This is a genomic window from Actinoplanes sp. NPDC026619 (assembly GCF_040638295.1).
Lineage (GTDB): Bacteria > Actinomycetota > Actinomycetes > Mycobacteriales > Micromonosporaceae > Actinoplanes.
The window spans coordinates 206,072-228,646 of sequence record NZ_JBEZYA010000015.1 but is presented as its reverse complement, the minus strand read 5'-3'; the positions used below and the strand labels follow the sequence as shown (position 1 = coordinate 228,646).

At 69.5% G+C, this 22,575-nt stretch carries 21 protein-coding genes; 13 read left to right on the top strand and 8 right to left on the bottom strand.

Going from position 1 to position 22,575, the window contains the following annotated elements:
• The first annotated feature begins 40 nt into the window (after positions 1–40).
• The 4 genes from frr to AB0E90_RS30215 are packed head-to-tail and all read left to right on the top strand — an operon-like array spanning position 41 to position 3,923.
• On the top strand, positions 41–598 hold the full coding sequence (gene frr, locus AB0E90_RS30230; protein WP_360413198.1) for a ribosome recycling factor: 558 nt from the start codon (positions 41–43) through the stop codon (positions 596–598).
• On the top strand, positions 598–1,581 hold the full coding sequence (locus AB0E90_RS30225; RefSeq protein ID WP_360413195.1) for a phosphatidate cytidylyltransferase: 984 nt from the start codon (positions 598–600) through the stop codon (positions 1,579–1,581). Before frr ends, AB0E90_RS30225 begins: the two co-directional genes overlap by 1 nt.
• Before the next feature lie 37 nt (positions 1,582–1,618).
• Positions 1,619–2,794 carry a 23S rRNA (adenine(2503)-C(2))-methyltransferase RlmN gene (gene rlmN, locus AB0E90_RS30220; protein WP_360413192.1) on the top strand — a complete coding sequence of 392 codons (1,176 nt, stop codon included), beginning with the start codon at positions 1,619–1,621 and terminating at the stop codon, positions 2,792–2,794.
• Between the two features lie 37 nt (positions 2,795–2,831).
• Positions 2,832–3,923 carry a DivIVA domain-containing protein gene (locus tag AB0E90_RS30215; protein WP_360413189.1) on the top strand — a complete coding sequence of 364 codons (1,092 nt, stop codon included), beginning with the start codon at positions 2,832–2,834 and terminating at the stop codon, positions 3,921–3,923.
• A 56-nt stretch (positions 3,924–3,979) separates the two neighbouring features.
• On the opposite strand, the gene AB0E90_RS30210 is transcribed toward AB0E90_RS30215, so the two are convergent.
• A complete protein-coding gene (locus AB0E90_RS30210) occupies positions 3,980–4,213 on the bottom strand; it encodes a DUF2631 domain-containing protein (RefSeq protein WP_360413186.1) in 234 nt (77 codons plus the stop codon).
• A 124-nt stretch (positions 4,214–4,337) separates the two neighbouring features.
• Between AB0E90_RS30210 and AB0E90_RS30205 the strand changes: the two genes are divergently transcribed.
• Positions 4,338–5,891 (top strand): Rieske 2Fe-2S domain-containing protein, encoded by a 1,554-nt coding sequence (locus AB0E90_RS30205; protein WP_360413183.1) that lies wholly within the window; start codon positions 4,338–4,340, stop codon positions 5,889–5,891.
• Positions 5,892–6,049: 158 nt separating this feature from the next.
• Here the strand turns inward: AB0E90_RS30205 and AB0E90_RS30200 are convergent, their stop codons facing one another.
• Positions 6,050–7,645, bottom strand: coding sequence for an NAD(P)/FAD-dependent oxidoreductase (locus AB0E90_RS30200; protein ID WP_360413180.1), 1,596 nt, complete (start codon positions 7,643–7,645; stop codon positions 6,050–6,052).
• Positions 7,646–7,718: 73 nt separating this feature from the next.
• On the bottom strand, positions 7,719–8,504 hold the full coding sequence (locus tag AB0E90_RS30195) for a YhjD/YihY/BrkB family envelope integrity protein (protein ID WP_360413177.1): 786 nt from the start codon (positions 8,502–8,504) through the stop codon (positions 7,719–7,721).
• Positions 8,505–8,553: 49 nt separating this feature from the next.
• On the opposite strand from AB0E90_RS30195, the gene dxr reads away from it, so the two are divergent.
• From dxr to ispG, 3 genes are read left to right on the top strand one after another with little or no spacing between them, the layout of a single operon-like run.
• A complete protein-coding gene (dxr, locus tag AB0E90_RS30190; RefSeq protein WP_360413174.1) occupies positions 8,554–9,762 on the top strand; it encodes a 1-deoxy-D-xylulose-5-phosphate reductoisomerase in 1,209 nt (402 codons plus the stop codon).
• On the top strand, positions 9,762–11,030 hold the full coding sequence (locus tag AB0E90_RS30185; protein WP_360413171.1) for a site-2 protease family protein: 1,269 nt from the start codon (positions 9,762–9,764) through the stop codon (positions 11,028–11,030). The genes dxr and AB0E90_RS30185 overlap by 1 nt, the downstream gene beginning before the upstream one ends.
• A 7-nt stretch (positions 11,031–11,037) precedes the next feature.
• Entirely contained in the window at positions 11,038–12,210 is a 1,173-nt protein-coding gene (ispG, locus tag AB0E90_RS30180; RefSeq protein WP_360413168.1) for a flavodoxin-dependent (E)-4-hydroxy-3-methylbut-2-enyl-diphosphate synthase, read from the top strand.
• Here the strand turns inward: ispG and AB0E90_RS30175 are convergent.
• Complete coding sequence (locus AB0E90_RS30175) at positions 12,207–13,046, bottom strand: GNAT family N-acetyltransferase (RefSeq protein WP_360413165.1); 840 nt, start codon at positions 13,044–13,046, stop codon at positions 12,207–12,209. The two genes, ispG and AB0E90_RS30175, sit on opposite strands and share 4 nt — an antisense overlap.
• A 124-nt stretch (positions 13,047–13,170) precedes the next feature.
• On the opposite strand from AB0E90_RS30175, the gene AB0E90_RS30170 reads away from it, so the two are divergent.
• Positions 13,171–13,767: a PadR family transcriptional regulator gene (locus AB0E90_RS30170; protein ID WP_360413162.1), complete on the top strand. Its 597-nt coding sequence runs from the start codon at positions 13,171–13,173 to the stop codon at positions 13,765–13,767.
• 154 nt (positions 13,768–13,921) lie between these two features.
• On the opposite strand, the gene AB0E90_RS30165 is transcribed toward AB0E90_RS30170, so the two are convergent.
• Genes AB0E90_RS30165 through AB0E90_RS30155 form a run of 3 tightly spaced genes read right to left on the bottom strand, consistent with a single transcriptional unit; the run spans position 13,922 to position 16,342 of the window.
• Positions 13,922–14,905 (bottom strand): NAD-dependent epimerase/dehydratase family protein, encoded by a 984-nt coding sequence (locus AB0E90_RS30165; protein WP_360413159.1) that lies wholly within the window; start codon positions 14,903–14,905, stop codon positions 13,922–13,924.
• Positions 14,902–15,339, bottom strand: coding sequence for a MerR family transcriptional regulator (locus AB0E90_RS30160; RefSeq protein ID WP_360413156.1), 438 nt, complete (start codon positions 15,337–15,339; stop codon positions 14,902–14,904). The genes AB0E90_RS30165 and AB0E90_RS30160 overlap by 4 nt, the downstream gene beginning before the upstream one ends.
• A gap of 34 nt (positions 15,340–15,373) precedes the next feature.
• The gene (locus tag AB0E90_RS30155) at positions 15,374–16,342 is read right to left on the bottom strand and encodes an LLM class F420-dependent oxidoreductase (protein WP_360413382.1); all 969 of its coding nucleotides are present in this window, start codon (positions 16,340–16,342) and stop codon (positions 15,374–15,376) included.
• A 127-nt stretch (positions 16,343–16,469) separates the two neighbouring features.
• On the opposite strand from AB0E90_RS30155, the gene AB0E90_RS30150 reads away from it, so the two are divergent.
• Genes AB0E90_RS30150 through AB0E90_RS30140 form a run of 3 tightly spaced genes read left to right on the top strand, consistent with a single transcriptional unit; the run spans position 16,470 to position 20,049 of the window.
• Positions 16,470–17,318 (top strand): ABC transporter ATP-binding protein, encoded by an 849-nt coding sequence (locus tag AB0E90_RS30150; protein ID WP_360413153.1) that lies wholly within the window; start codon positions 16,470–16,472, stop codon positions 17,316–17,318.
• Complete coding sequence (locus AB0E90_RS30145) at positions 17,315–19,450, top strand: YhgE/Pip domain-containing protein (RefSeq protein ID WP_360413150.1); 2,136 nt, start codon at positions 17,315–17,317, stop codon at positions 19,448–19,450. Before AB0E90_RS30150 ends, AB0E90_RS30145 begins: the two co-directional genes overlap by 4 nt.
• A 14-nt stretch (positions 19,451–19,464) precedes the next feature.
• Positions 19,465–20,049, top strand: coding sequence for a TetR/AcrR family transcriptional regulator (locus tag AB0E90_RS30140; RefSeq protein WP_360413147.1), 585 nt, complete (start codon positions 19,465–19,467; stop codon positions 20,047–20,049).
• On the opposite strand, the gene AB0E90_RS30135 is transcribed toward AB0E90_RS30140, so the two are convergent.
• Positions 20,046–20,387, bottom strand: a complete 342-nt coding sequence (locus tag AB0E90_RS30135) for a MerR family transcriptional regulator (RefSeq protein WP_360413144.1) — start codon at positions 20,385–20,387, stop codon at positions 20,046–20,048. The genes AB0E90_RS30140 and AB0E90_RS30135 overlap by 4 nt on opposite strands.
• 659 nt (positions 20,388–21,046) lie before the next feature.
• On the opposite strand from AB0E90_RS30135, the gene AB0E90_RS30130 reads away from it, so the two are divergent.
• The gene (locus AB0E90_RS30130) at positions 21,047–22,570 is read left to right on the top strand and encodes an amino acid permease (RefSeq protein ID WP_360413140.1); all 1,524 of its coding nucleotides are present in this window, start codon (positions 21,047–21,049) and stop codon (positions 22,568–22,570) included.
• The last annotated feature ends 5 nt before the right edge of the window (positions 22,571–22,575 follow it).

The following is a 22,575-nucleotide window of genomic DNA, read 5'->3' as shown; positions in this document are numbered from 1 at the left end:
ACAGCCACCACCGAAGAGAGCAAGGAGGCGAGAAGAGCCGGTGATCGACGAAACCCTCTTCGAGGCCGAAGAGAAGATGGAAAGCGCGGTCGAGCACGCCAAGGAGGAGTTCGCTGCGATCCGCACCGGGCGCGCGACTCCGGCGATGTTCTCCAAGATCCTGGTGGACTACTACGGCGCGCCCACGCCGGTGACGCAGATGGCCTCGGTCGGCGTCCCGGAGCCCCGCATGGTCATCGTCAAGCCTTACGACGCGACCCAGCTCGGCCCGATCGAGCGCGCGATCCGCGACTCCGACCTCGGTGTCAACCCGAACAACGAGGGCACCCAGCTGCGGATCCACCTGCCGCAGATGACCGAGGAGCGGCGCCGCGACATGATCAAGGTCGCGCGCACCAAGGCGGAGGAGGGCCGGGTGGCCATCCGCAACATCCGCCGCCGGGCCAAGGAGCAGCTGGACAAGCTGGTCAAGGACGGCGAGACCGGCGAGGACGACGGCCGTCGCGCCGAGAAGGAGCTTGACGACACGACGCACAAGTATGTGTCTGTCGTCGACGAGCTCGTCAAACACAAGGAATCCGAGCTCCTCGAGGTCTGATGTCCTACCTCGATCCGCGTGCCGGGCAGAGCGCCGGCGATATGACCAGCGAGCCGGAGGCCTGGCACGCGGACGACCGGGCACGCCCGGAGCATCTGGGAGACGTCACGGAACCGGAGAAGCGGGGCCCGGGCAAGCGCCGGGCCGGTAAGCCCAAGGGCAGCCGCGCCGGCCGCAACCTGCCGGCCGCGATCGCGGTCGGCGTCAGCCTGATCCTGCTGGTTCTCGCCTCGCTGCTGATCTGGACGCCGGCGTTCATCGGCCTGATCGCGGTCGCCTCCGGCGCCGGCGCCTGGGAGATGGCCAACGCGCTGCGCAAGACCGGCGCCAAGGCTCCGCTGATCCCGCTGATGGCCGGCGCCGTGGTGATGTCCGCGCTCACCTATTACGACGGGGCCGACTCGCTGGTCGTCGGCCTGGCGGTGACGATCCTCGCCGCCCTGGTCTGGCGGATCGCGGACGGCTTCGCCGCGGTGCGCCGCGATTTCACCGCGATCCTGATGGTCGCGATCTACGTGCCGTTCCTGCTCAGCTTCGCGCTGCTCCTGCAGCAGCCGGACGCCGACGGCGACGGCCGGTGGCGGGTGCTGTGCACGCTGTTCGCGGTGGTGCTCTCCGACACCGGCGGCTATGCGTCCGGCGTCTTCCTCGGCCGGCACAAGATGGCCCCGTCGATCAGCCCGGGCAAGACCTGGGAGGGCTTCGCCGGCTCGATCTGCGCGGCCGCCATCGGCAGCGGCCTCTTCCTCTACTTCCTGCTCGACATCCCGGTCTACTGGGGCCTGCTCTTCGGTGCGGTGATGTCGGTGGTGGCGGTGGTGGGCGACCTGGCCGAGTCGATGCTCAAGCGCGACCTCGGCGTCAAGGACATGAGCAATCTTCTGCCCGGCCACGGCGGCGTGATGGACCGGCTCGACTCGATCCTGTTCGCGGTGCCGACCGCCTATCTCCTGTTCGCCGTCATCTACGCCAACCTGTCATGACGGGGCTACTTCTGCGGCGTGGGAGACTGGATACGCCATGACGATTCTTCCGGTCATCCCGACCAGCCCCGACCAGCCCGACGCCGTAAAAACCCGTCGCCGCGCATCGATGCCTCCACGCCATCTCGCCGACCTCGATCTCGCCGCCCGCAAGGTCGCGGTGACCACGCTGGGCGAGCCCGCGTTCCGCGCAAAGCAGCTCTCCACGCACTATTTCGGGCGGCTGGTGCGCGACATCGACGAGATGACCGACCTGCCCGCCGCCTCCCGGGCTCGGCTGACCGATGATCTGCTGCCCACGCTGCTGACCCCGGTCAAGGAGCTGGCCTGCGACGACGGCGCCACCCGCAAGACGCTGTGGCGGCTGCACGACGGCGCGATGGTCGAGAGCGTGCTGATGGGCTATCCCGACCGGGTCACCGCTTGTGTCTCCAGCCAGGCCGGTTGTGGCATGGCGTGCCCGTTCTGCGCGACCGGCCAGCAGGGCCTGACCCGCAACCTGTCGATCGCCGAGATCGTCGACCAGGTGGTCTATCTGGCCGGTGTGGCGGCCAGTGGCGCGGTCACCGGTTCCCCGCCGCGGCTGTCCCGCGTCGTGTTCATGGGCATGGGCGAGCCGTTGGCCAATTACCCCCGGGTGCTCGAGGCGGTCCGCCGGCTGACGGCGCCGGCGCCCGAAGGTCTCGGACTTTCGCAACGGCACATAACCGTCTCAACCGTGGGTCTCGTGCCCGCAATGCGCCGGTTGATCGCGGAACAGCTCAACGTGACCCTTGCGCTGTCCCTGCATGCCCCCGATGATGATCTGCGCGATGAGCTAGTGCCCGTCAATCAGCGTTGGAAGGTGGCCGAGGTCCTCGACGCCGCGTTTGATTACGCGGCGCAGAGCGGTCGTCGAATCTCAATCGAATATGCCCTGATCAGGGACGTGAACGACCAGCCCTGGCGTGCCGACCTACTAGGCAGGCTCCTGCGCGGCAAGCTGGCGCATGTGAATCTCATCCCGCTGAACCCGACCCCGGGCAGCAAGTGGGATGCGAGTCCGAAACCGGTCGAGCGCGAGTTCGTCCACCGGCTGCGCGAGGCCGGGGTGGCAACGACGGTCCGCGACACCCGGGGCCGGGAGATCGATGGCGCCTGCGGCCAGTTGGCTGCGGGCGAGCTCACGGAGGCCGGCGCAGGGGGCGCGGCCGACGCGGGGGTGGCACAGTGACTGGGCGCAGGTCCCAGCGAGCGGAGTGGGAGACGTTGTGACGAGTCAGGGGCAGCGTTTCCGGCGGCGTGCGCTGCGGCGCGGCTACAAGGTCGACGAGGTCGACAGCTTCCTTGACCGTGTCGAGGCAACGCTGGCCGGGGAATCGGTCGGTGCGCCGGTCGGCGCCCAGGAGGTGCACGACGTCGTCTTCCGGGTGCGCTTCGGCGGTTACGACGAGTGGCAGGTCGACCTGCACCTGGACCGGGTCGAGCGGCAGCTGGCCGAGCTCGAGGACCGGGGTGGCCGCCCCGGTGCTCCCGACCCGATGCGCGACTCGCTCCGCGGCGGTCTGACCACCGGCAGCATCAGCGCCGGGGGCCCGAACACGGGCGGCTTCAACACCGGCGGCGGCATGGCCGCGCGCGGCGCCGGCCCGGGTGCGATGGGTGGGGCCGCCGCGGGCGGCATGGCGAGTCGGATGGCCCCGCCGACCGAGCGCCTGCCCGCCCCGCCGATCCGCGAGGACCGGATGCAGCAGCAGATGCAGCAGCGCCCCCAGATGCCCGCGGCCGACCCGTACGGGCGGTACGAGGAGCCTCAGCCGCAGTACGGGCAGCCCCAGCAGCCGCAGCCGCAGCTCCCGCAGCGTCAGGGCCCACCGCCCGGCTACGACCCGAGCGGTTACGACAACACCGGTGGCTTCGACGGCTTCGAGGCCGGCCGGCACGGCAAGACCGACATGACCGCCGAGATCCGCATGCCGCAGGACCCGCGCGGTGGCTACGGTGAGCCCGACCCGCGTGGTGGCTACGGCAACCAGCCGATGTCCGCCCCGCCGATGGGTGGCGGTTACGGCCAGCAGCCGCAGCTTCCCCCGCCGATGGGCGAGCCGGGTGGCGAGCTCTACCGGGTCGACCAGCTGCGCCGCACGTTCCAGGTGCGCCGCTTCGGCAGCGGCTACGACCCGATGCAGGTGGATCGCCTGTTCGAGGGGATTCTGCAGGCGATGACCGGTCGCGGCCCGATGCCGGTGCCGGAGAACGAGCTGGACATGCTCCAGTTCGGCCTGGTGTCCGGTGGTTACTTCGAGGCCGAGGTCGACGCCGCGCTGCGCGAGGTCAAGGACATCCTGCTGCGCCGGCGGTAGATCAAAAGCGGAAACGGAAAAGGCCCGCGCAAGCGGGCCTTTTTGCTGCGTAGAAACTACTGGTCGTTCGGCTTGAGCCCGTTCCGGCGCAGCACCGCGTCGCCGATCACGATGGCGATCAGGCCGACCGCGAAGAGGACGAGGTAGATGTTCTCGGTGTTGCCCTCGTGGTTGCCCCAGAAGAACAGCAGCATCGCCGCGGCCGAGCCGAGGGCGCCGCGTCGGGCCCACTTCCGGTTGCCCGGCTTGAGCTGGTCGGGAGCGTAGACCGTCTCTTGTTCCGCAGACACGCCGAAAGTCCCTTCCTCAAGGTTCTCAGTAGCTCAAGTCTCGCATGACGGCTCCGCACGCAAGCCACCAACCCGGACCGGGTACCTTCGAGGCCGTCGGATGGCGACGGAGGAGGACGAAAAAGTGCGGATCACGGGCACCGGCCACGCCAGCATGCGGATCGACACGTCCGCCGGCAGCATTCTGTGCGACCCGTGGGTCAATCCCGCATATTTCGCCTCCTGGTTCCCGTTTCCCGACAACTCGGAGCTGGACTGGAAGGCGCTGGGCGACGTCGACTACCTCTACGTCTCCCACCTGCACCGGGACCACTTCGACGCGAAGAACCTGCGGGAGAACATCAGCAAGAAAGCGACGGTTCTCCTCCCCGAATACCCCACCTCCCAGCTCGAGGACGAGCTGCGTGAGCTGGGCTTCACCAAGTTCTTCAAGACGAAGTCGAACGAGGTGCACGAGCTCGACGGCGGCCTGAAGGTGATGATCCAGGCGCTGATCAGCCCCACCGACGGCCCGATCGGCGACTCCTCGCTGTGGATCGAGCACGACGGCGTCCGGGTCCTCAACCAGAATGACGCCCGCCCCACCGACCTCGGCATCTTCGCCGAGCTGGGCCACGTGCACGCGCACATGCTGCAGTTCTCCGGCGCGATCTGGTACCCGATGGTCTACGAGCTGCCCGAGTCGGCCAAGACCGCGTTCGGCAAGCAGAAGCGCGACCGCCAGTTCGACCGCACCTGGCGCTACATCGACGACCTGAAGGCCGACCACGTCTTCCCGATCGCCGGTCCGCCCTGCTTCCTCGACGACGAACTTTGGCAGTTCAACGACATCTTCGGCGACGAGGGCAACATCTTCCCGGACCAGTCGGTCTTCCTGAGCGAGTACGCGAAGGTCGGCGGAACCAACGGAATCGTCCTGCTCCCGGGCTCCGTGACCGAATTGTCCGAAGGAGAAGCCACCACCACGCACCCGACGCCGATCGACGAGTTCTTCGCCAACAAGAAGGCGTACCTCGAGGAGATGCGGCAGCGGAAGGCCCCGATCATCGAGGCCGAGAAGGCGTCCTGGCGGCACCCCGAGATCGACGTCCTCGGTGAGCTCAAGAAGCGCATCGAACCGCTCCTCGAAGAGTCGATCTACCTGGCCAAGGGCGTCGGCGGCCCGGTCCGCTTCGACCTCACCGACAGCTTCGGCACCTCCGGCGAGGTGATCGAGAGCATCGTCGTCGATTTCCCCGGCAAGCAGGTGCGCCCCTACGCCGACGAGAAGGTCCGCTACCGCTTCAAGACCGGCCGCGCCCTGATCGAGCACCTGATCCACATCGACGAGGGCGACTGGGTCAACTCGCTGTTCCTGAGCTGCCGCTTCTCCGCGGCCCGCATCGGGCAGTACAACGAGTTCGTCTACGCCTTCTTCAAGTGCCTCTCCGAGGAGCGCCTGCAGTACGCCGAGGGCTGGTACGACGAGCACGAGAAGGCGGTCGAGGCCGAGGACACGCAATTCGGCGACTGGACCGTCCAGCGCCGCTGCCCACACCTCAAGGCCGACCTGAGCCGCTTCGGCATCGTCGACGGCAACACCCTCACCTGCCAACTCCACGGCTGGAAATTCGACCTACCCAGCGGGAGATGTCTGACCAGCGTGGGACATAAAATTCGGGCCGAGAAGAACGCTTAAGAGCAGGATGTCGTGCCTGGGTGGGGGCCTACGGACCGTCGCTCCCGCCGGGACCACGGCGGGCTGAGCAGGCCGCTGGCGCGGCCAGAACACTCACCCCACCGCGGCGACCTGAGTAAGCGGTTGCGCTCACCCAAACACCACGCGCCCGCGCGTTGCTACTTGCCGAGGTCGGTGAGGATTCGCTTGGCGGCGTTGTGGCCGGCGGCGCCAATTACGCTGCCGGCCGGGTGGGCGCCCGCCGAGCCTGCGTAGAGGCCGTCGACGCCCGTGAAATACGGCATGCGCTCGTTGAAGGCCACCGTGTTGTCGACGTGGTGGATGTGACCGCCGGTGATGCCGAAGTGCTCCTCGATGCCGGGCGGGGTCAGCGGCATCACGTCGGCCACCAGGTCGGAGGTGCCCGGCGCGTAGCGGTCGCAGATCTCCAGCAATCGCTGCACGTAACCCGGCAGTTCGGCATCCCAGGTCGTGCCCGCCAGCTCGTAGGGCACCGACTGCACGAACAGCGCCGACGAGTGGTGCCCCTGCGCATCCTGCAGCGACGGGTCGACGGTGGTGTGCACGTACCACTCGATGGTCGGCTCGGCCGGCAGCCGGCCCGCCTGCACCTCGGCCCACATCTCACGCAGGGCGGCCATCGGCGATTCCCGGTCGCCGGTCCCGGACAGCCCGGCCGAGCCCGGCAGCAGGTGCACCGTCGACCCGAACGGCGACGCCGCGCCGGCCGGCAGGCAGGAGAACCGCGGCAGGTCGCGCAGCGCGAGGTTGACCTTCAGTGTGGTGCCCGGCCGCCGCACCGACTCCATGTGCGAGGTCAGCGAGGCCGGCAGCACGCCGGCCGGAACCAGGCTCATCAGCTGGTAGGGGTCGCAGGCGCCGAGCACTACCTTGGCCGAGAGGGAGCGGCCGTCGGCGAGAACGACCCCGCTGGCTGCGCCACCGTCGATGGTCACCCCGGACACCCGGGCGTCGGTGAAGATCTGGGCGCCGGCCGCCCGGGCCGCGTCGGCGAACGTGCGCGACACCGTGCCCATGCCGCCCTGGGCGATCATCCAGGTGCCGTCCGCGCCGGGCAGCCGGCACATGTTGTGCACCAGGAAGTTGTGGCCGGTGCCCGGGTCGTCGGGGCCGGCGTTGAGACCGGAGAGACCGTCGGTCACCGCGTACATGCTCATCAGCAGTTCGCTCTTGAAGCCGAACCGGGCCAGATAGTCAGCGACGGAGCCGCGCACCAGGTCGATGAAGGTGCTCTGCAGCTGCGGCCGGATGTGCCGGTCGGCGATCTCCTCGACGCTGCCCGGCTCCTCGAGCCAGGCCGGCGCCAGGTCGGAGCGCAGCGCGGCGATCTCGACCGCGAGCTGCTCGTCGGCGGCGATGTCGCGCGGCGAGAAGAACCGCTCCATCTGCGCCCGGGTCTCGTCGCGGTCGCGCCCGAACAGCAGATAGGGCGAGCCGGCCGGCCCCGGGGTGGGCAGGAAGTAGTGCGGGTCGCGGCGCAGCATCGGGATGTCCACGTCGAGGGTGCGCAGCAGCTCCGGCGGCATCAGGCCCAGCAGGTAGGACCCGGTGGACTGGCCGAGGCCGGGCACCTTGGCGAAGGGCCGCTCGGTGCGGGTGGCCCCGCCCAGCACACTCGCCGACTCGAGCATGACGACGTCGAGACCGGCCCGGGCCAGCAGAATCGCGGAGACGAGACCGTTGTGACCGGAGCCGATGATCACGACGTCGGTCTGGGCGGGGAAGGGGGTCATGACGAGCGAGCGTAGCGCGTGGATATGTGATGGCGCTTCAGCGTTTCGTATGCGAAAAGTAGCGCAGAGTTGTTCAAGCGCGGCGGGAGAGGGACCGGGTAGCGACATATCCGGCGAGCAGGATCACGTGGAAGAGGTAGAGCCACAGCCCGATCGCGACCATTCCACCGATCTGGTCGTACCCGCCGAACGGCAGGCCCAGGTCCAGCGGCAGCGAGCAGAACAGCACGAAGCCGTGCAGGAAGCCGGCCAGGTTGGCCGCCGTGAACGAGCCGACGAGAACCGTGACGAGCCAGTCGGGGCGGCCGGGTGCGACGTATCGGAAGACCCAGACCACGACCGGGGTGAGCACCAGCCACGAAGCGAGGAAGGAGAGGACGACGCCCAGGAACGCGTACCAGCCACCGCGTACCCACAGGGAACTGGTCGTCGGAAGCGCGAGAAACATCGCCAGCAGCAGCGCCGGCGCGGCCGCGAGCAGCGGCAGCCAGAGCAGCCGGCCCTTCCAGCCCACCGCGGTGTCCCGCCCGCCCGGCTCTCGTTCGCGCAGCGAGACGAAGGCACGGCGCAGTCCTTCGCCGTAGAGCGTCGCCGGCAGCAGCCCGGCCAGCGCCATCGCCGGGGTGAGGTGCAGCCCGGCGTCGATCAGCGCGGAGAGCGCCCGGGGCGCGCCGATCGCGTCCGGCAGCGCCGCGATGGTGTGCCCGGTCAGCCGCCGCACCCGCCCGGCGCCGGCGACCCGGCCGCTGACCCAGATGGCCAGCAGCGAGATCGGGACCACCGCGATGCCGGCGTAGAACGTCACCGCTGCGGCGCGCAGCGCCAGATCCCGCCCGCGCAGCGGTCGGAACGCTGCCATCACCGCTGTCCACACACCGGTCTGTTACCCACTTCGGGCGTCCGGGAAGATGGGCGGCATGCGTGACCTTGTTCTGCTCGGCTCGACCGGTTCCATCGGCACTCAGGCCATCGACATCGTGCGGCGCAACCCGGACCGGTTCCGAGTGGTGGCGCTCGGCGCCGGTGGCGGCAACGTGGGACTGCTCGCCGAGCAGGCGCTGGAGTTCGAGGTGCAGGTCGTCGGCGTGGCCCGGGCGAGTGTCGTGCAGGATCTGCAGCTCGCGTTCTACGCCGAGGCGCAGAAGCGTGGCTGGGCGACCGGCGATTTCAAGCTCCCGCGGATCGTGGCCGGGCCGGACGCGATGACCGAACTGGCCCGGGTGCCGTGCGACGTGGTGCTGAACGGCGTGGTCGGCAGCCTCGGTCTCGCGCCCACCCTGGCCGCCCTCGAGTCCGGCCGCATCCTCGCCCTTGCCAACAAGGAGTCGCTGGTCGCCGGCGGCCCGCTGGTGCGCCGGCTGGCCAAGCCCGGCCAGATCGTCCCGGTCGACTCCGAGCACTCGGCCCTCGCCCAGTGCCTGCGCGGGGGCTCGGCGGCCGAGGTGACCAAGCTCATCCTGACCGCGAGCGGTGGCGCCTTCCGTGGCCGGCGCCGCGAGGAGCTGACCGAGGTCACGGTCGAGGACGCGTTGAAGCACCCGACCTGGGACATGGGCCCGGTCGTTACGATCAACACGGCCACCATGGTCAACAAGGGGCTCGAGGTGATCGAGGCACACGAGTTGTTCGGCGTGGCCTACGACGACATCGAGGTGATGGTGCACCCGCAGTCGGTCATCCACTCGATGGTGGAGTTCGCCGACGGGTCGACCCTGGCGCAGGCCAGCCCGCCCGACATGCGGCTGCCGATCGCGCTCGCCCTGGGCTGGCCCGATCGCATTGAAAAAGCCGCCAAGCCGGTCAACTGGCGCGAGGCGCACAACTGGGAGCTGCGGCCGCTCGACGACGAGGCGTTCCCGGCGGTGCGGCTGGCCAAGGAGGCCGGCCGGGCGGGACACTGCCGGCCGGCAATCTACAACGCCGCGAACGAGGAGTGTGTGGCCGCGTTCGCCGCCGGTCGGCTACCTTTTCTGAGCATCGTCGACACCTTGGAACGCGTCCTCTCCGCGGCACCCGACTTTCCCGAGCCGGGTAACGTCGAGGAGGTCCTTGCCGCCGAGGCATGGGCCCGTGCTCAGGCACAGCGGATGATCACGACTTCGGCTGAAGGAGCCTGATGCTGTACTGGCTGGGAGTGGCCGCCTTCGCACTGACGATTCTCATCTCGGTAAGCCTGCATGAGTTCGGCCACCTGCTCACCGCCAAGTACTTCGGCATGAAGGTCACGAAGTATTTCGTGGGCTTCGGTCCGACGATCTGGTCGTTCCAGCGCGGTGAGACGGAGTACGGCCTCAAGGGCATCCCGCTCGGCGGCTTCTGCAAGATCGTCGGCATGACGCCGCAGGACGACGACGTCGAGCCGGCGGACCAGCCGCGCGCCATGTGGCGTTACCCGGTCTGGAAGCGGACGATCGTCATGGCGGCCGGCTCGATCACCCACTTCCTGCTGGCGCTCGCCGCCGCCTGGGTGGTCGCCTTCACGCTCGGCCTGCCCAACACGTCATACCCGCAGACCGAGACCGCCCGGCAGCCGGAAAAGGCGTACATCACGGTCTCCGAGTGCACCTGGGCGACCATCCCGGCCGACGTCAACGCGGTCTGCGCGCCCGGCACCGCCACGGCGGTCGCCGGTCCGGCCTACGCGGCCGGCCTGCGCGACGGCGATCTGGTCACCAAGGTCGGCACCAGCGCGATCGCCAACTACGGCGACCTCACCGCCGCCATCCGCCGCCAGCCCGCCGGCCCGGTCACTTTCGAGTACCAGCGAGCGGGCGAGACCAAGACCGCCGCGGTCGACCTGATCATCGGTGACCGCAAGCCGGTCACCGACGACAAGGGCGCGATCAGCAAGGTGGCCGTCGCCGGCCTCGGCTGGGACACGTCGAGTGTGCCCAGCATGATCAAGTACAGCGTCGCGGGCGCCGTCCCGGCCACCTTCGAGTACGGCTGGTTCATCGTGGAGAACTCGTTCTCGGCGCTCGGCCGCATCCCGGAGAAGATCCCGGCCCTGTGGCACTCGCTGACCGGCAGCGAGCGCGACCCGGACACCCCGATCAGCGTGGTCGGCGCGAGCCGGCTCGGCGGCGAGGCGATCGAGCACGGCGTGCCCGAGCTGTTCTTCAACATCTTCATTTCGCTGAACGTGTTCATCGGCATCTTCAACCTGCTGCCGTTGCTGCCGGTGGACGGCGGGCACATCGCGATCGCCTGGTTCGAGCGCGCCCGCTCCTGGCTCTACGCCCGGCTGCGCCGCCCCGACCCGGGCCGTGTCGACTACTACAAGTTGATGCCGATCACATACGCGGTCATTCTCATCGGCGGGGCGTTCACACTATTGACGATCACCGCCGACATCGTGAACCCCATCCAGATCTTCAACAGGTGATGAAAAAGTGACCGCGATCAGTCTCGGTATGCCCGCCGTCCCCCCGCCGCCGCTCGCGCCCCGGCGCAAGAGCCGCCAGATCATGGTGGGCAACGTCCCGGTCGGTGGTGGCGCCCCGGTCAGTGTGCAGTCGATGACGACCACGCTCACCTCCGACGTCAACAAGACCCTCCAGCAGATCGCCGAGCTCACCGCGTCCGGCTGCCAGATCGTCCGGGTGGCCGTGCCGTCGCAGGACGACGTCGAGGCGCTCCCCGCGATCGCCAAGAAGTCGCAGATCCCGGTGATCGCCGACATCCACTTCCAGCCGAAGTACGTGTTCGCCGCGATCGACGCCGGCTGCGCGGCGGTCCGGGTCAACCCGGGCAACATCCGCCAGTTCGACGACAAGGTCAAGGAGATCGCGAAAGCGGCGGGCGACGCCGGCATCCCGATCCGGATCGGCGTCAACGCCGGCAGCCTCGACAAGCGCCTGCTCGAGAAATACGGCAAGGCCACGGCCGAGGCCCTGGTCGAGTCGGCGCTCTGGGAGTGCTCGCTGTTCGAGGAGCACGGCTTCCGCGACATCAAGATCTCGGTGAAGCACAACGACCCGGTCGTGATGATCCGCGCCTACCGCCAGCTGGCCGAGCAGTGCGACTACCCGCTGCACCTCGGCGTGACCGAGGCCGGCCCGACCTTCCAGGGCACGATCAAGAGCTCGGTGGCGTTCGGCGCGCTGCTGGCCGAAGGCATCGGCGACACCATCCGGGTCTCGCTGTCCGCCCCGCCGGTCGAGGAGATCAAGGTCGGCAACGCGATCCTGGAGTCGCTGGGCCTGCGCGAGCGTGGCCTCGAGATTGTCTCCTGCCCGTCCTGCGGCCGCGCCCAGGTCGACGTCTACACGCTGGCCGAGCAGGTCACGGCCGGGCTCGAGGGCCTGCCGGTGCCGCTGCGCGTCGCGGTCATGGGCTGCGTCGTGAACGGTCCGGGTGAGGCTCGCGAGGCCGACCTGGGTGTGGCGTCCGGCAACGGCAAGGGCCAGATCTTCGTGAAGGGCAAGGTCGTCAAGACCGTGCCCGAGGCGATCATCGTGGAGACGCTGATCGAGGAGGCTCTCCGCCTGGCCGACGAGATGGGCGCCGACCTGCCGGAGGAGCTACGCGAGATGCTCCCCGGCGCGCAGGTCACGGTCCACTAGAACAGCACGGTCGCGAACGAACCGGCCGAGACGAAGCCGCACTTCGCATAGACGTGGCGTGCGGCCGCGTTGTAGTCGTTCACATAGAGGCTGACCGTGGGTGAGACGCGGCGCAACGCGTCGCGCACCACGGCGGCCATCGCGGGTCCGGCCAGGCCGCGCCCGCGGAACTCCGGGTCGACCCACACCCCCTGCACCTGTGTCGTGCGGCGGGTGACGATGGCCAGCTCGGCCTTGAAGATCACCCGGTCGCCGACGAACCGCGCATAGGCCCGCTTGCCCTTGACCAGCTCGGCGATGCGCCGCTTGTAGCCGCGCCCGCCGTCGTCGAGCAGCGGCGAGACGCCGACCTCCTCGGTGTACATCGCCACCGCGGCCGGGAACAGCGCGTCGACCTCGTTGGGCCGCACGAGCCGCACCTCCGGGTCGGGCGCGATCACCGGATCGCGGTCGACCACCAGCAGCGGCTGGTTGGGCCGCACGTCGCGGGCGCGCCCCCAGTAGCCGCCGAGGCGGTCCCACAGATCGAGGACGGCTTCCGACCGGCCGATGATCGACGAGCAGATGCGGGCCTCGGAGCCGAGCATGTCGGCGAAGGCCGCGGTCGCCACCGGCGTCGAGCAGACCGGAACCAGGTGCGCGCCCGACCAGATGATCGACTCGACCCGCCGGCCCATGCCGTATCCGAAGACCCGGCCGTCGGAGCGCCACCAGTTCAGCCCGTGAGCGGCGACCCGCTCGGCGATCTGGGCGCCCGCGTAGGGATCGCGGTCGAGGATCCGCTCGACCGCCGCGCGCTCGGACTCCCCGAGCTGGCGAATGGGCACCGTCAGCACAGGTATCACATTGCCAGATCCGAGCCTGCTGACACGTATCGCAACCCGCTCTCTGCAAGAAACCCTTGCACACGATGCGTTGCCGATATATCGTCAAGCTATCGACAATAGAACGGAGATAGTCATGAGGTTCCACACTGAAGGTCACGAGGGTCACGGTCGTCGCATGCGCGGCGGAGGCTTCGGCTTCCCCGGCGGTTTTCCGTTCGGTCCCGGCGGTCCCGACTTCGGCCCGGGCGGTCACTTCGGCCCGGGCCATCGCGGTCCACGACGGGGCGGGCGGGGCAGAGGCTTCAACGTCCGCCCGGCCGTCCTGGCGCTGCTGACCGAGCGGCCCATGCACGGCTACGAGATGATCCAGGAGCTCGACTCCCGCACCAACGGGATCTGGCGTCCGAGCCCCGGCTCGATCTACCCGACCCTCCAGCTCCTGGAGGACGAGGGTCTCATCGAGCCCGAGACGGGCGGCGGCCGTAAGAGCTACCACCTGACCGACGCCGGGCGCCCCGAGGCCGAGACGGCCGCGGAAAACCCGCCGTGGGCCAGCATCGGCGACGACACCATGTCGCAGGTGCAGGATTTCCGCGACGCGGCGGTCGGCATCATGGGCGCGCTGCGCCAGGTCGGGTTCAACGGCACCCCGGAGCAGCGTCAGAAGGCGCTCGAGGTGCTCAACGACACCAAGCGCAAGCTCTACGCGATCCTCGCCGACGCCGAGTAGGCAGAAAAACCGGACGGAAGGCGCACTCTTCAGGGTGCGCCTTCTCCTTTTCCAGTACGCCGCCGGCCGCCCCCAACCGCAAACCGGCCGCACCCGGCCCCAGCGGCCGGCCGGTCGCCACGCAAGGCCGTCGCGGGCTTCCGGCCGGGCGGCCTCAGACCGCTCCGCCGCCGCCCAGCAGGCCGAGGTCCCGAAGACTGGTCGCGGTCTCGACGATCGTGGTGCGCGCGTCTCGTGGCCGCCAGCCGAGCTCGTCGCGGGCCCGGTCGTTGTGAATGATCGGCCGCGGCAGGTCGGCCCCCGGCGCCTCCTCGGTGGGGGCCCGCTCGGCCAGCGCGCCAAGGTCCTGCCGCAGAAAGTCGGCCACCTCGAGAAAGCTCAGGGTCGGCCCGTCGGCCACGGCCAGGAAACGCTTGCCGGCCGCTTCGGGCGCGGCCATCGCCCGGATGTGCAGGTCGGCCACGTCGCGGACGTCGGCGACGCCGAACCGGTGCCGCGGGGCGACCGTCATCGTGCCGTCCAGCATCGCCTTGATCAACGCGGTCGACGAGCGCAGGTCGGTGGTCAGGGTGGGCCCGAAGATGCCGGTCGGGTTGACCACCACCAGTTCCGTGTCGCCGCCCGCGCTGTTCATGAGGTCCCAGGCGGCCCGCTCGGCGATCGCCTTCGACCGTGGATACGGCGCCAGGCCCGGCGTGTCCGGATCGGTCCAGTCGTCCTCGGTGAACTCGGCGCCCGGCTTCGGGGTGTAGCCGACCGCGGCGAACGACGACGTCAGCACGACCCGCCGGGCGCCCGCGTCGCGAGCCGCCCGCAACACCCGCAGCGCGCCCTCGCGTGCCGGAACGATCAGCTCGTCGGGGTCGGTGGGCTGCGCCACCGGGATCGGCGAGGCCACGTGATGGATCTCGGCGCAGCCGGTCACCGCGGCCGCCCACCCGTCGTCGGACATCAGATCGGCGGCCACCACCTCCAGGCCGGCGTCGTCGGCGCCACCACGGCGGACCGCGGCGCGCAGGGCCGGCGCCCGATCGGTCGAGCGGGCAGTGGCGCGCACCGGCCGGCCGGCGCGAAGCAGCGCGGCGATCAGCTGCGTGCCGAGGTAGCCGGTGCCGCCGGTGACCAGGACCGGGCTCATCGGGCCACCTCCAGCCGGCTGATGAGCTCGGCGACCCGCAGCCCGATCGCGGCCTCGCCGGCGTCGTCGCCCCGCTCGCGGGCATCCCACAGCGCGGCCTTCTCCCGCAGGTAGGCCAGCCGGGCCTGCTGGGCGGCGATCTCGGCCTCGACCCGGTCCGCGTGGCGCAGCAGCAGGTCACGCTGCTCGCCCGCCGCGGACCGGCCACGCGCGCGGTTCGCCTGGTAGGTGCGCATGTCCTCGATGCCCACGCCGACCGCGCGCAGGCAGGCCAGCACGTCGAGGTTGTCCAGGTCCACGGCGTGGTAGCGGCGGTGGCCGCTGCGGTCGTCCCGGTCGATCGGGCCGATCAGCCCGACCTCCTCGTAGTAGCGCAGGGTCGGCTCGCTCAGCCCGCTGCGCCGGGACGCGTCTTGAATGGTGAAAGTTGTCACGCTGAGTAGCGAAACATACTTCAAGCGCTTGAGGTCAAGCGTGCGTTCCCAGGGCGGTCAGGGTCTCGACCAGGGTGGCGGCGCCGCCGGACTCGAGGGCCGGAGTCGGCAGCAGGGCCATCACCGGGACCTTGATGCCGGCCTTCGCGTACGCCTCGACCTTGGTGCGGCACTCGGCCGGGGCGCCGTGCACGATCAGCTCGTCCACCAGGGTGTCGGGGATGGCGGCCAGGGCGCCCTTGCGGTCACCGGCCGACCAGGCCTGCCACATCGGGGTCAGGAGTTCGGTGCGGCCCAGCCAGCGGTGGAAGTCGGCGTAGGCCGGGACCGTCAGGTAGGCGGCGATCAGCCGGCGGCCCACGTTGCGGGCGTAGCCGGCGTCGTCGGTGGGGCAGACGAAGATGCGGGCGGCCACCTCGAAATCGGGGCCGGCCGCCTTCGTCTCGGCCAGCGCCGTGCCCACGTCGGCGGGGGAGAGCCAGTTGAGGATCACGCCGTCGGCCTCGGCCGCGGCCAGCCGGAGCATGCCGGGGCGCAGAGCGGCCAGCAGGATCTGCGGCGGGACGGCCGGCGGGCGCTCCAGCCGGAAGCGGCGCAGCGCGAACGTGCCGTAGTCGTGGTCGACCACCTCGCCGGCCAGCGCCGACTTGAGGAAGCGGAGCATGTCGCGGCTGCGGGCGTAGGGCTGGGTGAACTCGGCCGCGTTCCAGTCGCCGACCACGACCGGGGACGAGGCGCCGATGCCGAGCTGGAAACGGCCCGGCGCGGCCTCGGCCAGGGCGGCCGCGGTCATCGCGAGCAGGCCGGGGCCGCGGGTGAAGACCGGGGCGATGGCGGTGCCCAGGCGCATCCGGGGTGTCCAGGCCGCGGCCAGCGCCAGCGGGGTGAACGCGTCCGCCCCGTTGACCTCGGAGGACCACAGGTCGGTGAATCCCGCCTCGGACAGCTTCTCGAAGACGGCCTGGTGATCGGCGAGCGGAACGCCCCCGAGCGGCACGGTCATGCCCCATCGCATCGACATGCGTTCGATCCTGCCTGGCGCGGCGTGAGGTCCACCACCGGAGCGTGGAATACATCTCGTCCGCGGGTATGTTTTTGAACTGACCAGTCAGTTTAAAAAGGAGTCTGCGATGCCGGTGCTCACCGCTCGCGGTGCCGGCGTCCGCCAGCATCGCCGCTGGCTCTTTCACGATCTCGACGTCTCGGTCGAGCCTGGCGAGGTGGTCGCGGTGGTCGGGCCGCCGGGCAGCGGGCGTACGACGTTGCTGCTCGCCCTGGTCAAACGCTTCCGGCTCGCGGCCGGCCAGGTCACCGTCGACGGCCGGGCGGCGCTCGGCTACGTGCCCGACGTGACCGAACCCGAATCGGTGTTCACCGTCACCGAGCACGTCCACGAGCGGCTGGCGCTGTTCGGCCGCCGTCACCGCGAGGCGGCCGGCGTCGATCTGCGTGGCCTCGATCCGAACGCCAGGGGCCGCGATCTGTCGCCCTACGAGAAGCAGGTCCTCGGATTGGTCCTGGCCCTGCTGGAGCGGCCCGCGGTGATCGCGCTCGACGGACTGGACGACAGCCTCGACGCCGCCGAGCAGACCGCCCTCCTGACCCAGTTGACCGAGATCGCGGCAACCGGGACGGCCGTCCTCTTCATCGCCCGCGACGCCGACCCGTCGCAGGTGACGACCGTGATCCGCCTGGGCGCCGACGATCACGTCCCCGATTCTGGTCCGTCGGCGGAAACGCGGGCAGAGCCGGAAGTCACTGAGACGGAGGGCGAGGTCGAAGCGGAGCGCGTCGGCTTCATCGAAGGAACGGCCGAGAGGTATGGCGACTCTGGGGACGACCGGATTCCGGCTGGGGGTAGTGCCGACGCCGTATCGAAAAAGGCGGCTGCGGAAGACCAGCCAGCCGGCGGCGAAACGAAGAAGGCGGAAGGCGAAGCCGACGCCGATGGAACCGCCGACGCAGAGGAGGAGCGGTGAGTACGGTTTCGCTGGCCTGGATGGAGTTGCGGCGTTTTCTGCGTGGCCGCCTCACGGCGGCGGCTCTGGCGGTGCTCGCGGTTGTTCCGTTGCTGTACGGGGCGCTTTATCTCTACGCGTTCTGGGATCCCTATGGCCGGTTGAATCACATTCCGGCCGCGCTCGTGGTCGAGGACCGGACCGCCACCGCGAGCGACGGCAGCACGGTGCACGCCGGTCAGGACCTGGCCACCGAGCTGATCGATCGGCAGATCTTCGACTGGCACGTGGTCGATGAGACCGCCGCCGAAAAGGGTCTGAAGAGCGGGAAATACCAGATCTCGCTACGCATTCCGGCGGACTTCTCGGCCGATCTGGTGACCGGGCCGGACGACCAGGTGACCGCCAAGACCGCGCAACTGTCCGCGGTGAGCGACGACTCCACCAACTATCTGTCCGGAGTGTTCGCGCGGACCGCTTTCGACGAGGTGCGGGCCGCGGCGGCGGCGAGCGCATCAGCCGATTACTACGACAAGATGTTGATCGGGTTCACCGATGTGAAGCAGCAGACCCAGGAGGCCGCGGACGGCGCCGCGAAGGTCGAGAACGGCGCCGATGACGCGAAATCCGGGTCGGACAAGCTTTCCGGCGGCATCGACGACGCGCACGACGGCGCCGGGCAACTCGCGAGCGGGCTCGGCACGGCCGGGAAGAGTCTGGACACCCTGACCAAGGGGCTCGCCCAGCTCAACACCGGCGCGAAACAGCTGGCCAGTGGCACCGCCGAGGCCGCCGCCGGGGGCAAGCAGCTGGCGTCGGTGGTGGACGGCGCGGCCGGCCAGATCGTGCCGGTGCTGCGCGACAACGCCACGACCATCCAGCAGGCCGCGAACCTGGTGGCGAAGGGCGCGGACACCCTGGCCGCCAACATCGGGGCCATCGACACCGCCGCCGGCCAGGCCGTCAAAGACGCCAAGCAGTTGCAGGACTACCTGGGTGACCTGCCGGGTGACACGCCCGGCCTGGCCCAGGCCAAGGCGTTGGCCGCGCAGCTGGTGACCGCCGCCGAGAAGGTGCAGCAGACCGTCGATCAGGCCGACCTGGCCGGGCTGCGCACCGAGCTCAAGCAGGTCGCCACCACCGCCCGCCAGGTCGCCGCGGCCGCCCCGCATCTGGCCGATGACGTGCAGGCGGCGCGGGCCCAGGTCGACGACCTCGCCGACGGGTTGTCGCAGCTGGCCATCGGCGCGAAGCAGTTGCAGACCGGCGCGACCCAGGCGTACTCCGGGGCTTCCCAGATCCGGGGCGGGGTCTACCAGCTCGCCACCGGCGCCGAGCAGCTCGACGGCGGCCTCGGCACGCTGTCCACCGGCGGGCATCAACTGGCGGACGGGCTCGGCCAGCTCCAGGGCGGCGCCGCGAAGCTCGCCTCCGGCCTGGCCGACGGCGTCGACCAGATCCCGGGCTACGGCGACGACCCGTCGGACCGGGCGAACGTGCTCGCCGACCCGGTCAGTCTGGACCGCAGCGTGCGCAACCCGGCCGGGACCTATGGCGTCGGATTCGCGCCCTACTTCCTGGCCCTGGCGCTCTGGGTCGGCGCGATGATCACCTTCATGGTGTTGCGCCCGCTCAACCGGCGGCATCTGATGTCCGGCGCGCCGGCGGTCCGGGTGGCGTTCGCCGGCCTGCTGCCCGCGGTCGCGATCGGGTTCGCCCAGGCCAGCCTGCTCTACGCGGTGGTCAAGTTCGGGCTCGGGCTCTCCCCGGTGCACCCGTGGCTGACCTGGGGGTTGCTGCTGCTCACCGCGGCCGCGTTCGCCGCGCTCATGCAGATGATCGGGGCGGTGTTCGGCGCGCCCGGCCGGATCCTGGCGCTCGCCCTGCTCATGCTGCAGCTCACCTCCTCCGGAGGCACCTATCCGGTGCAGACCACGCCGGGGTTCTTCCAGGCGATTCACCCACTGCTGCCGATGACGTACGTCGTTCAGGCGGTGCGGCACGCGATCGACGGCGGAACCGCATGGCCGGTGCAGGCCGGGGTGGTGGCGCTACTCGGGTACGGGCTGGGATCGTTGCTGCTGACCGTGCTCATGGCGTACCGGTCGCGGCGGCTCACCCCGTCGGCGCTGCACCCGGAGCTGGTGATCTGAGAAAGGTGCGACTGATGGACGGCCGGACCCGGCGGCGGACGGACACCAAGCAGCGGCTCTACGAGGCTGCCGTCGAGCTGATCGCCGAGCAGGGCTTCTCGGCCACCACGGTGGACGACATCGCGCTGCGGGCCAACGTGGCCAAGGGCACCGTCTACTACAACTTCAAGTCCAAGAGCGAGCTGTTCGAGGAGTTGCTGCGGCACGGCGTCGGCCTGCTCACGGCGGCCTTCCGGGAGGCGGTCGAGGGGCTGCCACCGCGCGAGGCGGTCGGCGCGCTGATCCGCACCCAGTTGGAGTACATCCGGCGCTACCGGGCGTTCGCCCAGCTGCTGCTGTCAGAGATGTGGCGCACCAACCGGGAGTGGCAGCAGACCCTGATCCTGCTGCGCGAGCAGGCGATCGGGGTGATCGCCGAGACGGTGCAGGCCGGCGTCGACTCCGGCGACCTGCCGGGCGACCTGGACGTCCAGGTCGCCTCGGCGGCGCTGTTCGGTGTCGGCCTGGTGGTGGCGGTGGACTGGCTGGTGTTCCAGCCGGATCGCCCGATCGAGGACGTCGAGGAGTCGCTGCTCGCCATCGTCAGGCGGGTGGGTTAGGCGGCCGAAGTCTTGGTGGGCTGGGAGGCGATCTCGCCCTCGGTGATGGTTCCGCCGAGTTCGAGGATGTGCCGGTGGGCCGCGGCCAGCCGGTCCTCGAGCGTGACGATGCGGCAGGCGGCGGTGAGCAGAAGGCCCTCGTCCAGCATTTGCCGGACGCGGACGGCCAGTTGTAGCTGGTGGCGGGAGTAGCGGCGGTGGCCGCCGAGGGAGCGCTCGGGCTCGATCAGGCCCGCGGCGCCGATGCTGCGCAGAAAGGCCGGGGTTACGCCGATCATGTCGGCGGCGCGGCCCATCGTGTACGCCGGGTAGTCGGCGTCATCGAAGGACGTGCTCATTGCCCTTTCCGAGGGGTTTTGTTCGATTCCTGCTGACGACAGTCCAGGGCCCCGGCGGGTAACCGGGGCCCTGGCTTTTCAATTCTGATGCCGACCGTCGTCGGCGCATGCGGTCATCCGTCTGCGTGCCGCTAACGGATGGCCTGAGTGATTGGCATCGGCTGCGATCACCTCTTGTCGGGTCGGGGACGTTGTGATTACGCGTTGCTGCGGTATCTCGTCCTCCTTAGCCAACTCAGGTTCATGCCAGTTGCTTGTCGGCTGTGCGTTGCCGACTCCAGAAATGCTATGCCTGGTGCGGCTTGATTTCTAGTACCACGGCTACAGATTTTTCGGACAAAACATCGGACCTTCGGCTCTGACCTGCGAATTTGTGGCTGAGGTAGTGCGGTGGTGCGGGGCGGGCGCCGGGCGCGGCGAAGCCGCGTTGAGAGAGGTGACCGCGCCCCGCACCACCGCGGCGCAGGAGCGAGTGGACAGCTCCCGCATCCGCGAAGCCTGCCGAGGGCTCGCGTGGCTTGTGCCTATGAGTGTGCGGGCCCGGGCGCACCACGGGCAACGCAATTAACTTTGATCATTGACGCGCGTAACAAGCGGGCGAGATCATCACGACACGCCGTGGCCCAGGTCACAGCAACCCCTCGGTCAAGGGAGTCGCAATGAGCGTCAACCCAGCACCCAGCACCGACGAAGAACGTCTCGCCCAGCTCGGCTACCAGCAGGAATTGCACCGCCGACTCTCCGGCTTCTCGAACTTCGCGGTTTCCTTCTCGATCATTTCCATCCTGGCCGGCGCGATCACGTCGTACGGCCTGGCCATGACGGCCGGCGGTCCGCTCGCGATCACGCTCGGCTGGCTCTTCGTCGGCATCATGGTCACCTTCGTGGCCCTGGCCATGGCCGAGGTCTGCTCGGCCTATCCGACGGCGGGCGCCCTCTACTGGTGGGCGGCGGCGCTGGCCAAGAACAACAAGGCCGCGTGGGCCTGGTTCGTGGGCTGGTTCAACTTCCTCGGCGAGGTCGCGGTCACCGCGGCCATCGACTTCGGCGCGGCGATCACCACGTCGGCGTTCCTGAGCCTGACCTTCGACATGGAGGTCACCAAGATCCGCACGTTCCTGATCTTCTTGGTGATCATCATCGTGCACGGGCTCCTCAACACCTTCGGCGTCAGTCTCGTCCGGCTCCTCTCCGACGTCAGCGCCTGGTGGCACCTGGTCGGCGTGGCGGTGATCGTGGTCCTGCTGACCGTGATCCCGGACCACCACAAGCCGATCTCCGAGGTCTTCACCGAAGTGCACAACGCCACCGGCTTCAGCTTCGCCGGGGCGGGCCTCTACGCGGTGCTGATCGGCCTGCTCATGGCGCAGTACACGTACACCGGCTACGACGCCTCGGCGCACGTGGCCGAGGAGACGCACGACGCGTCCCGGGCCGCGCCGCGCGGCATCGTGCTGTCGGTGGTCGTCTCGGTGATCGCCGGCTTCGTGCTCCTGGTCGCGATCACCTGGTCGATCCAGGACTACGAGGCGGAGCGGACCAGCGCGCTGGGTCTGCCGCCGGCGCAGATCTTCATCGACGCGGTCGGCCACAACACCGGCACGTTCCTGGTCTTCATCTGCATGGTGGCCCAGTGGTTCTGCGGGATGGCCTCGGTGACCGCGAACTCGCGGATGTCCTACGCCTTCGCCCGGGACGGCGCGCTGCCCGGCTCGCGGATCTGGAAGAAGGTCAACCCACGCACCGGTACGCCGACGAACTCGATCTGGCTGTGCGTGACGATCTCGAGCATCCTGGTCCTGCCGTCGCTGTGGAACACCGCGGCGTACGCGGCGGCCACCTCGATCGCGGTCATCGGCCTGTACATCGCGTACGTCGGGCCGGTCCTGCTGCGCCGGCTCAACAAGGACTTCCAGCCGGGACCGTGGCACCTCGGCAAGTGGAGCGCGCCGATCGGCTGGATCGCGATCGTCTGGGTCGTGATCATCTGCGTGCTGTTCGTCCTGCCGACCGCGGGACCGATCGAGGCGATCAACTTCAACTACACGATCGTCGCGGTGGCGGTCGTGGTCGGAGCCGCGACGATCTGGTGGTTCGCGAGCGCCAAGAACTGGTTCACCGGACCGAAGCAGAACCTGATCGAGAAGGCCGCACAAGGCGAGCAGACCCTGCCCACTGAGTGATTCAA

Excerpts from the sequence above, each read along its gene's own strand:
- AB0E90_RS30225 (WP_360413195.1), top strand. The coding sequence starts at position 598 with ATGTCCTACCTCGATCCGCGTGCCGGGCAGAGCGCCGGCGATATGACC.
- rlmN (WP_360413192.1), top strand. The coding sequence starts at position 1,619 with ATGACGATTCTTCCGGTCATCCCGACCAGCCCCGACCAGCCCGACGCC.
- AB0E90_RS30200 (WP_360413180.1), bottom strand. The coding sequence starts at position 7,645 with ATGACCCCCTTCCCCGCCCAGACCGACGTCGTGATCATCGGCTCCGGT.
- AB0E90_RS30195 (WP_360413177.1), bottom strand. The coding sequence starts at position 8,504 with ATGGCAGCGTTCCGACCGCTGCGCGGGCGGGATCTGGCGCTGCGCGCC.
- dxr (WP_360413174.1), top strand. The coding sequence starts at position 8,554 with ATGGGCGGCATGCGTGACCTTGTTCTGCTCGGCTCGACCGGTTCCATC.
- AB0E90_RS30185 (WP_360413171.1), top strand. The coding sequence starts at position 9,762 with ATGCTGTACTGGCTGGGAGTGGCCGCCTTCGCACTGACGATTCTCATC.
- AB0E90_RS30170 (WP_360413162.1), top strand. The coding sequence starts at position 13,171 with ATGAGGTTCCACACTGAAGGTCACGAGGGTCACGGTCGTCGCATGCGC.
- AB0E90_RS30165 (WP_360413159.1), bottom strand. The coding sequence starts at position 14,905 with ATGAGCCCGGTCCTGGTCACCGGCGGCACCGGCTACCTCGGCACGCAG.
- AB0E90_RS30155 (WP_360413382.1), bottom strand. The coding sequence starts at position 16,342 with ATGACCGTGCCGCTCGGGGGCGTTCCGCTCGCCGATCACCAGGCCGTC.
- AB0E90_RS30150 (WP_360413153.1), top strand. The coding sequence starts at position 16,470 with ATGCCGGTGCTCACCGCTCGCGGTGCCGGCGTCCGCCAGCATCGCCGC.
- AB0E90_RS30140 (WP_360413147.1), top strand. The coding sequence starts at position 19,465 with ATGGACGGCCGGACCCGGCGGCGGACGGACACCAAGCAGCGGCTCTAC.
- AB0E90_RS30135 (WP_360413144.1), bottom strand. The coding sequence starts at position 20,387 with ATGAGCACGTCCTTCGATGACGCCGACTACCCGGCGTACACGATGGGC.
- AB0E90_RS30130 (WP_360413140.1), top strand. The coding sequence starts at position 21,047 with ATGAGCGTCAACCCAGCACCCAGCACCGACGAAGAACGTCTCGCCCAG.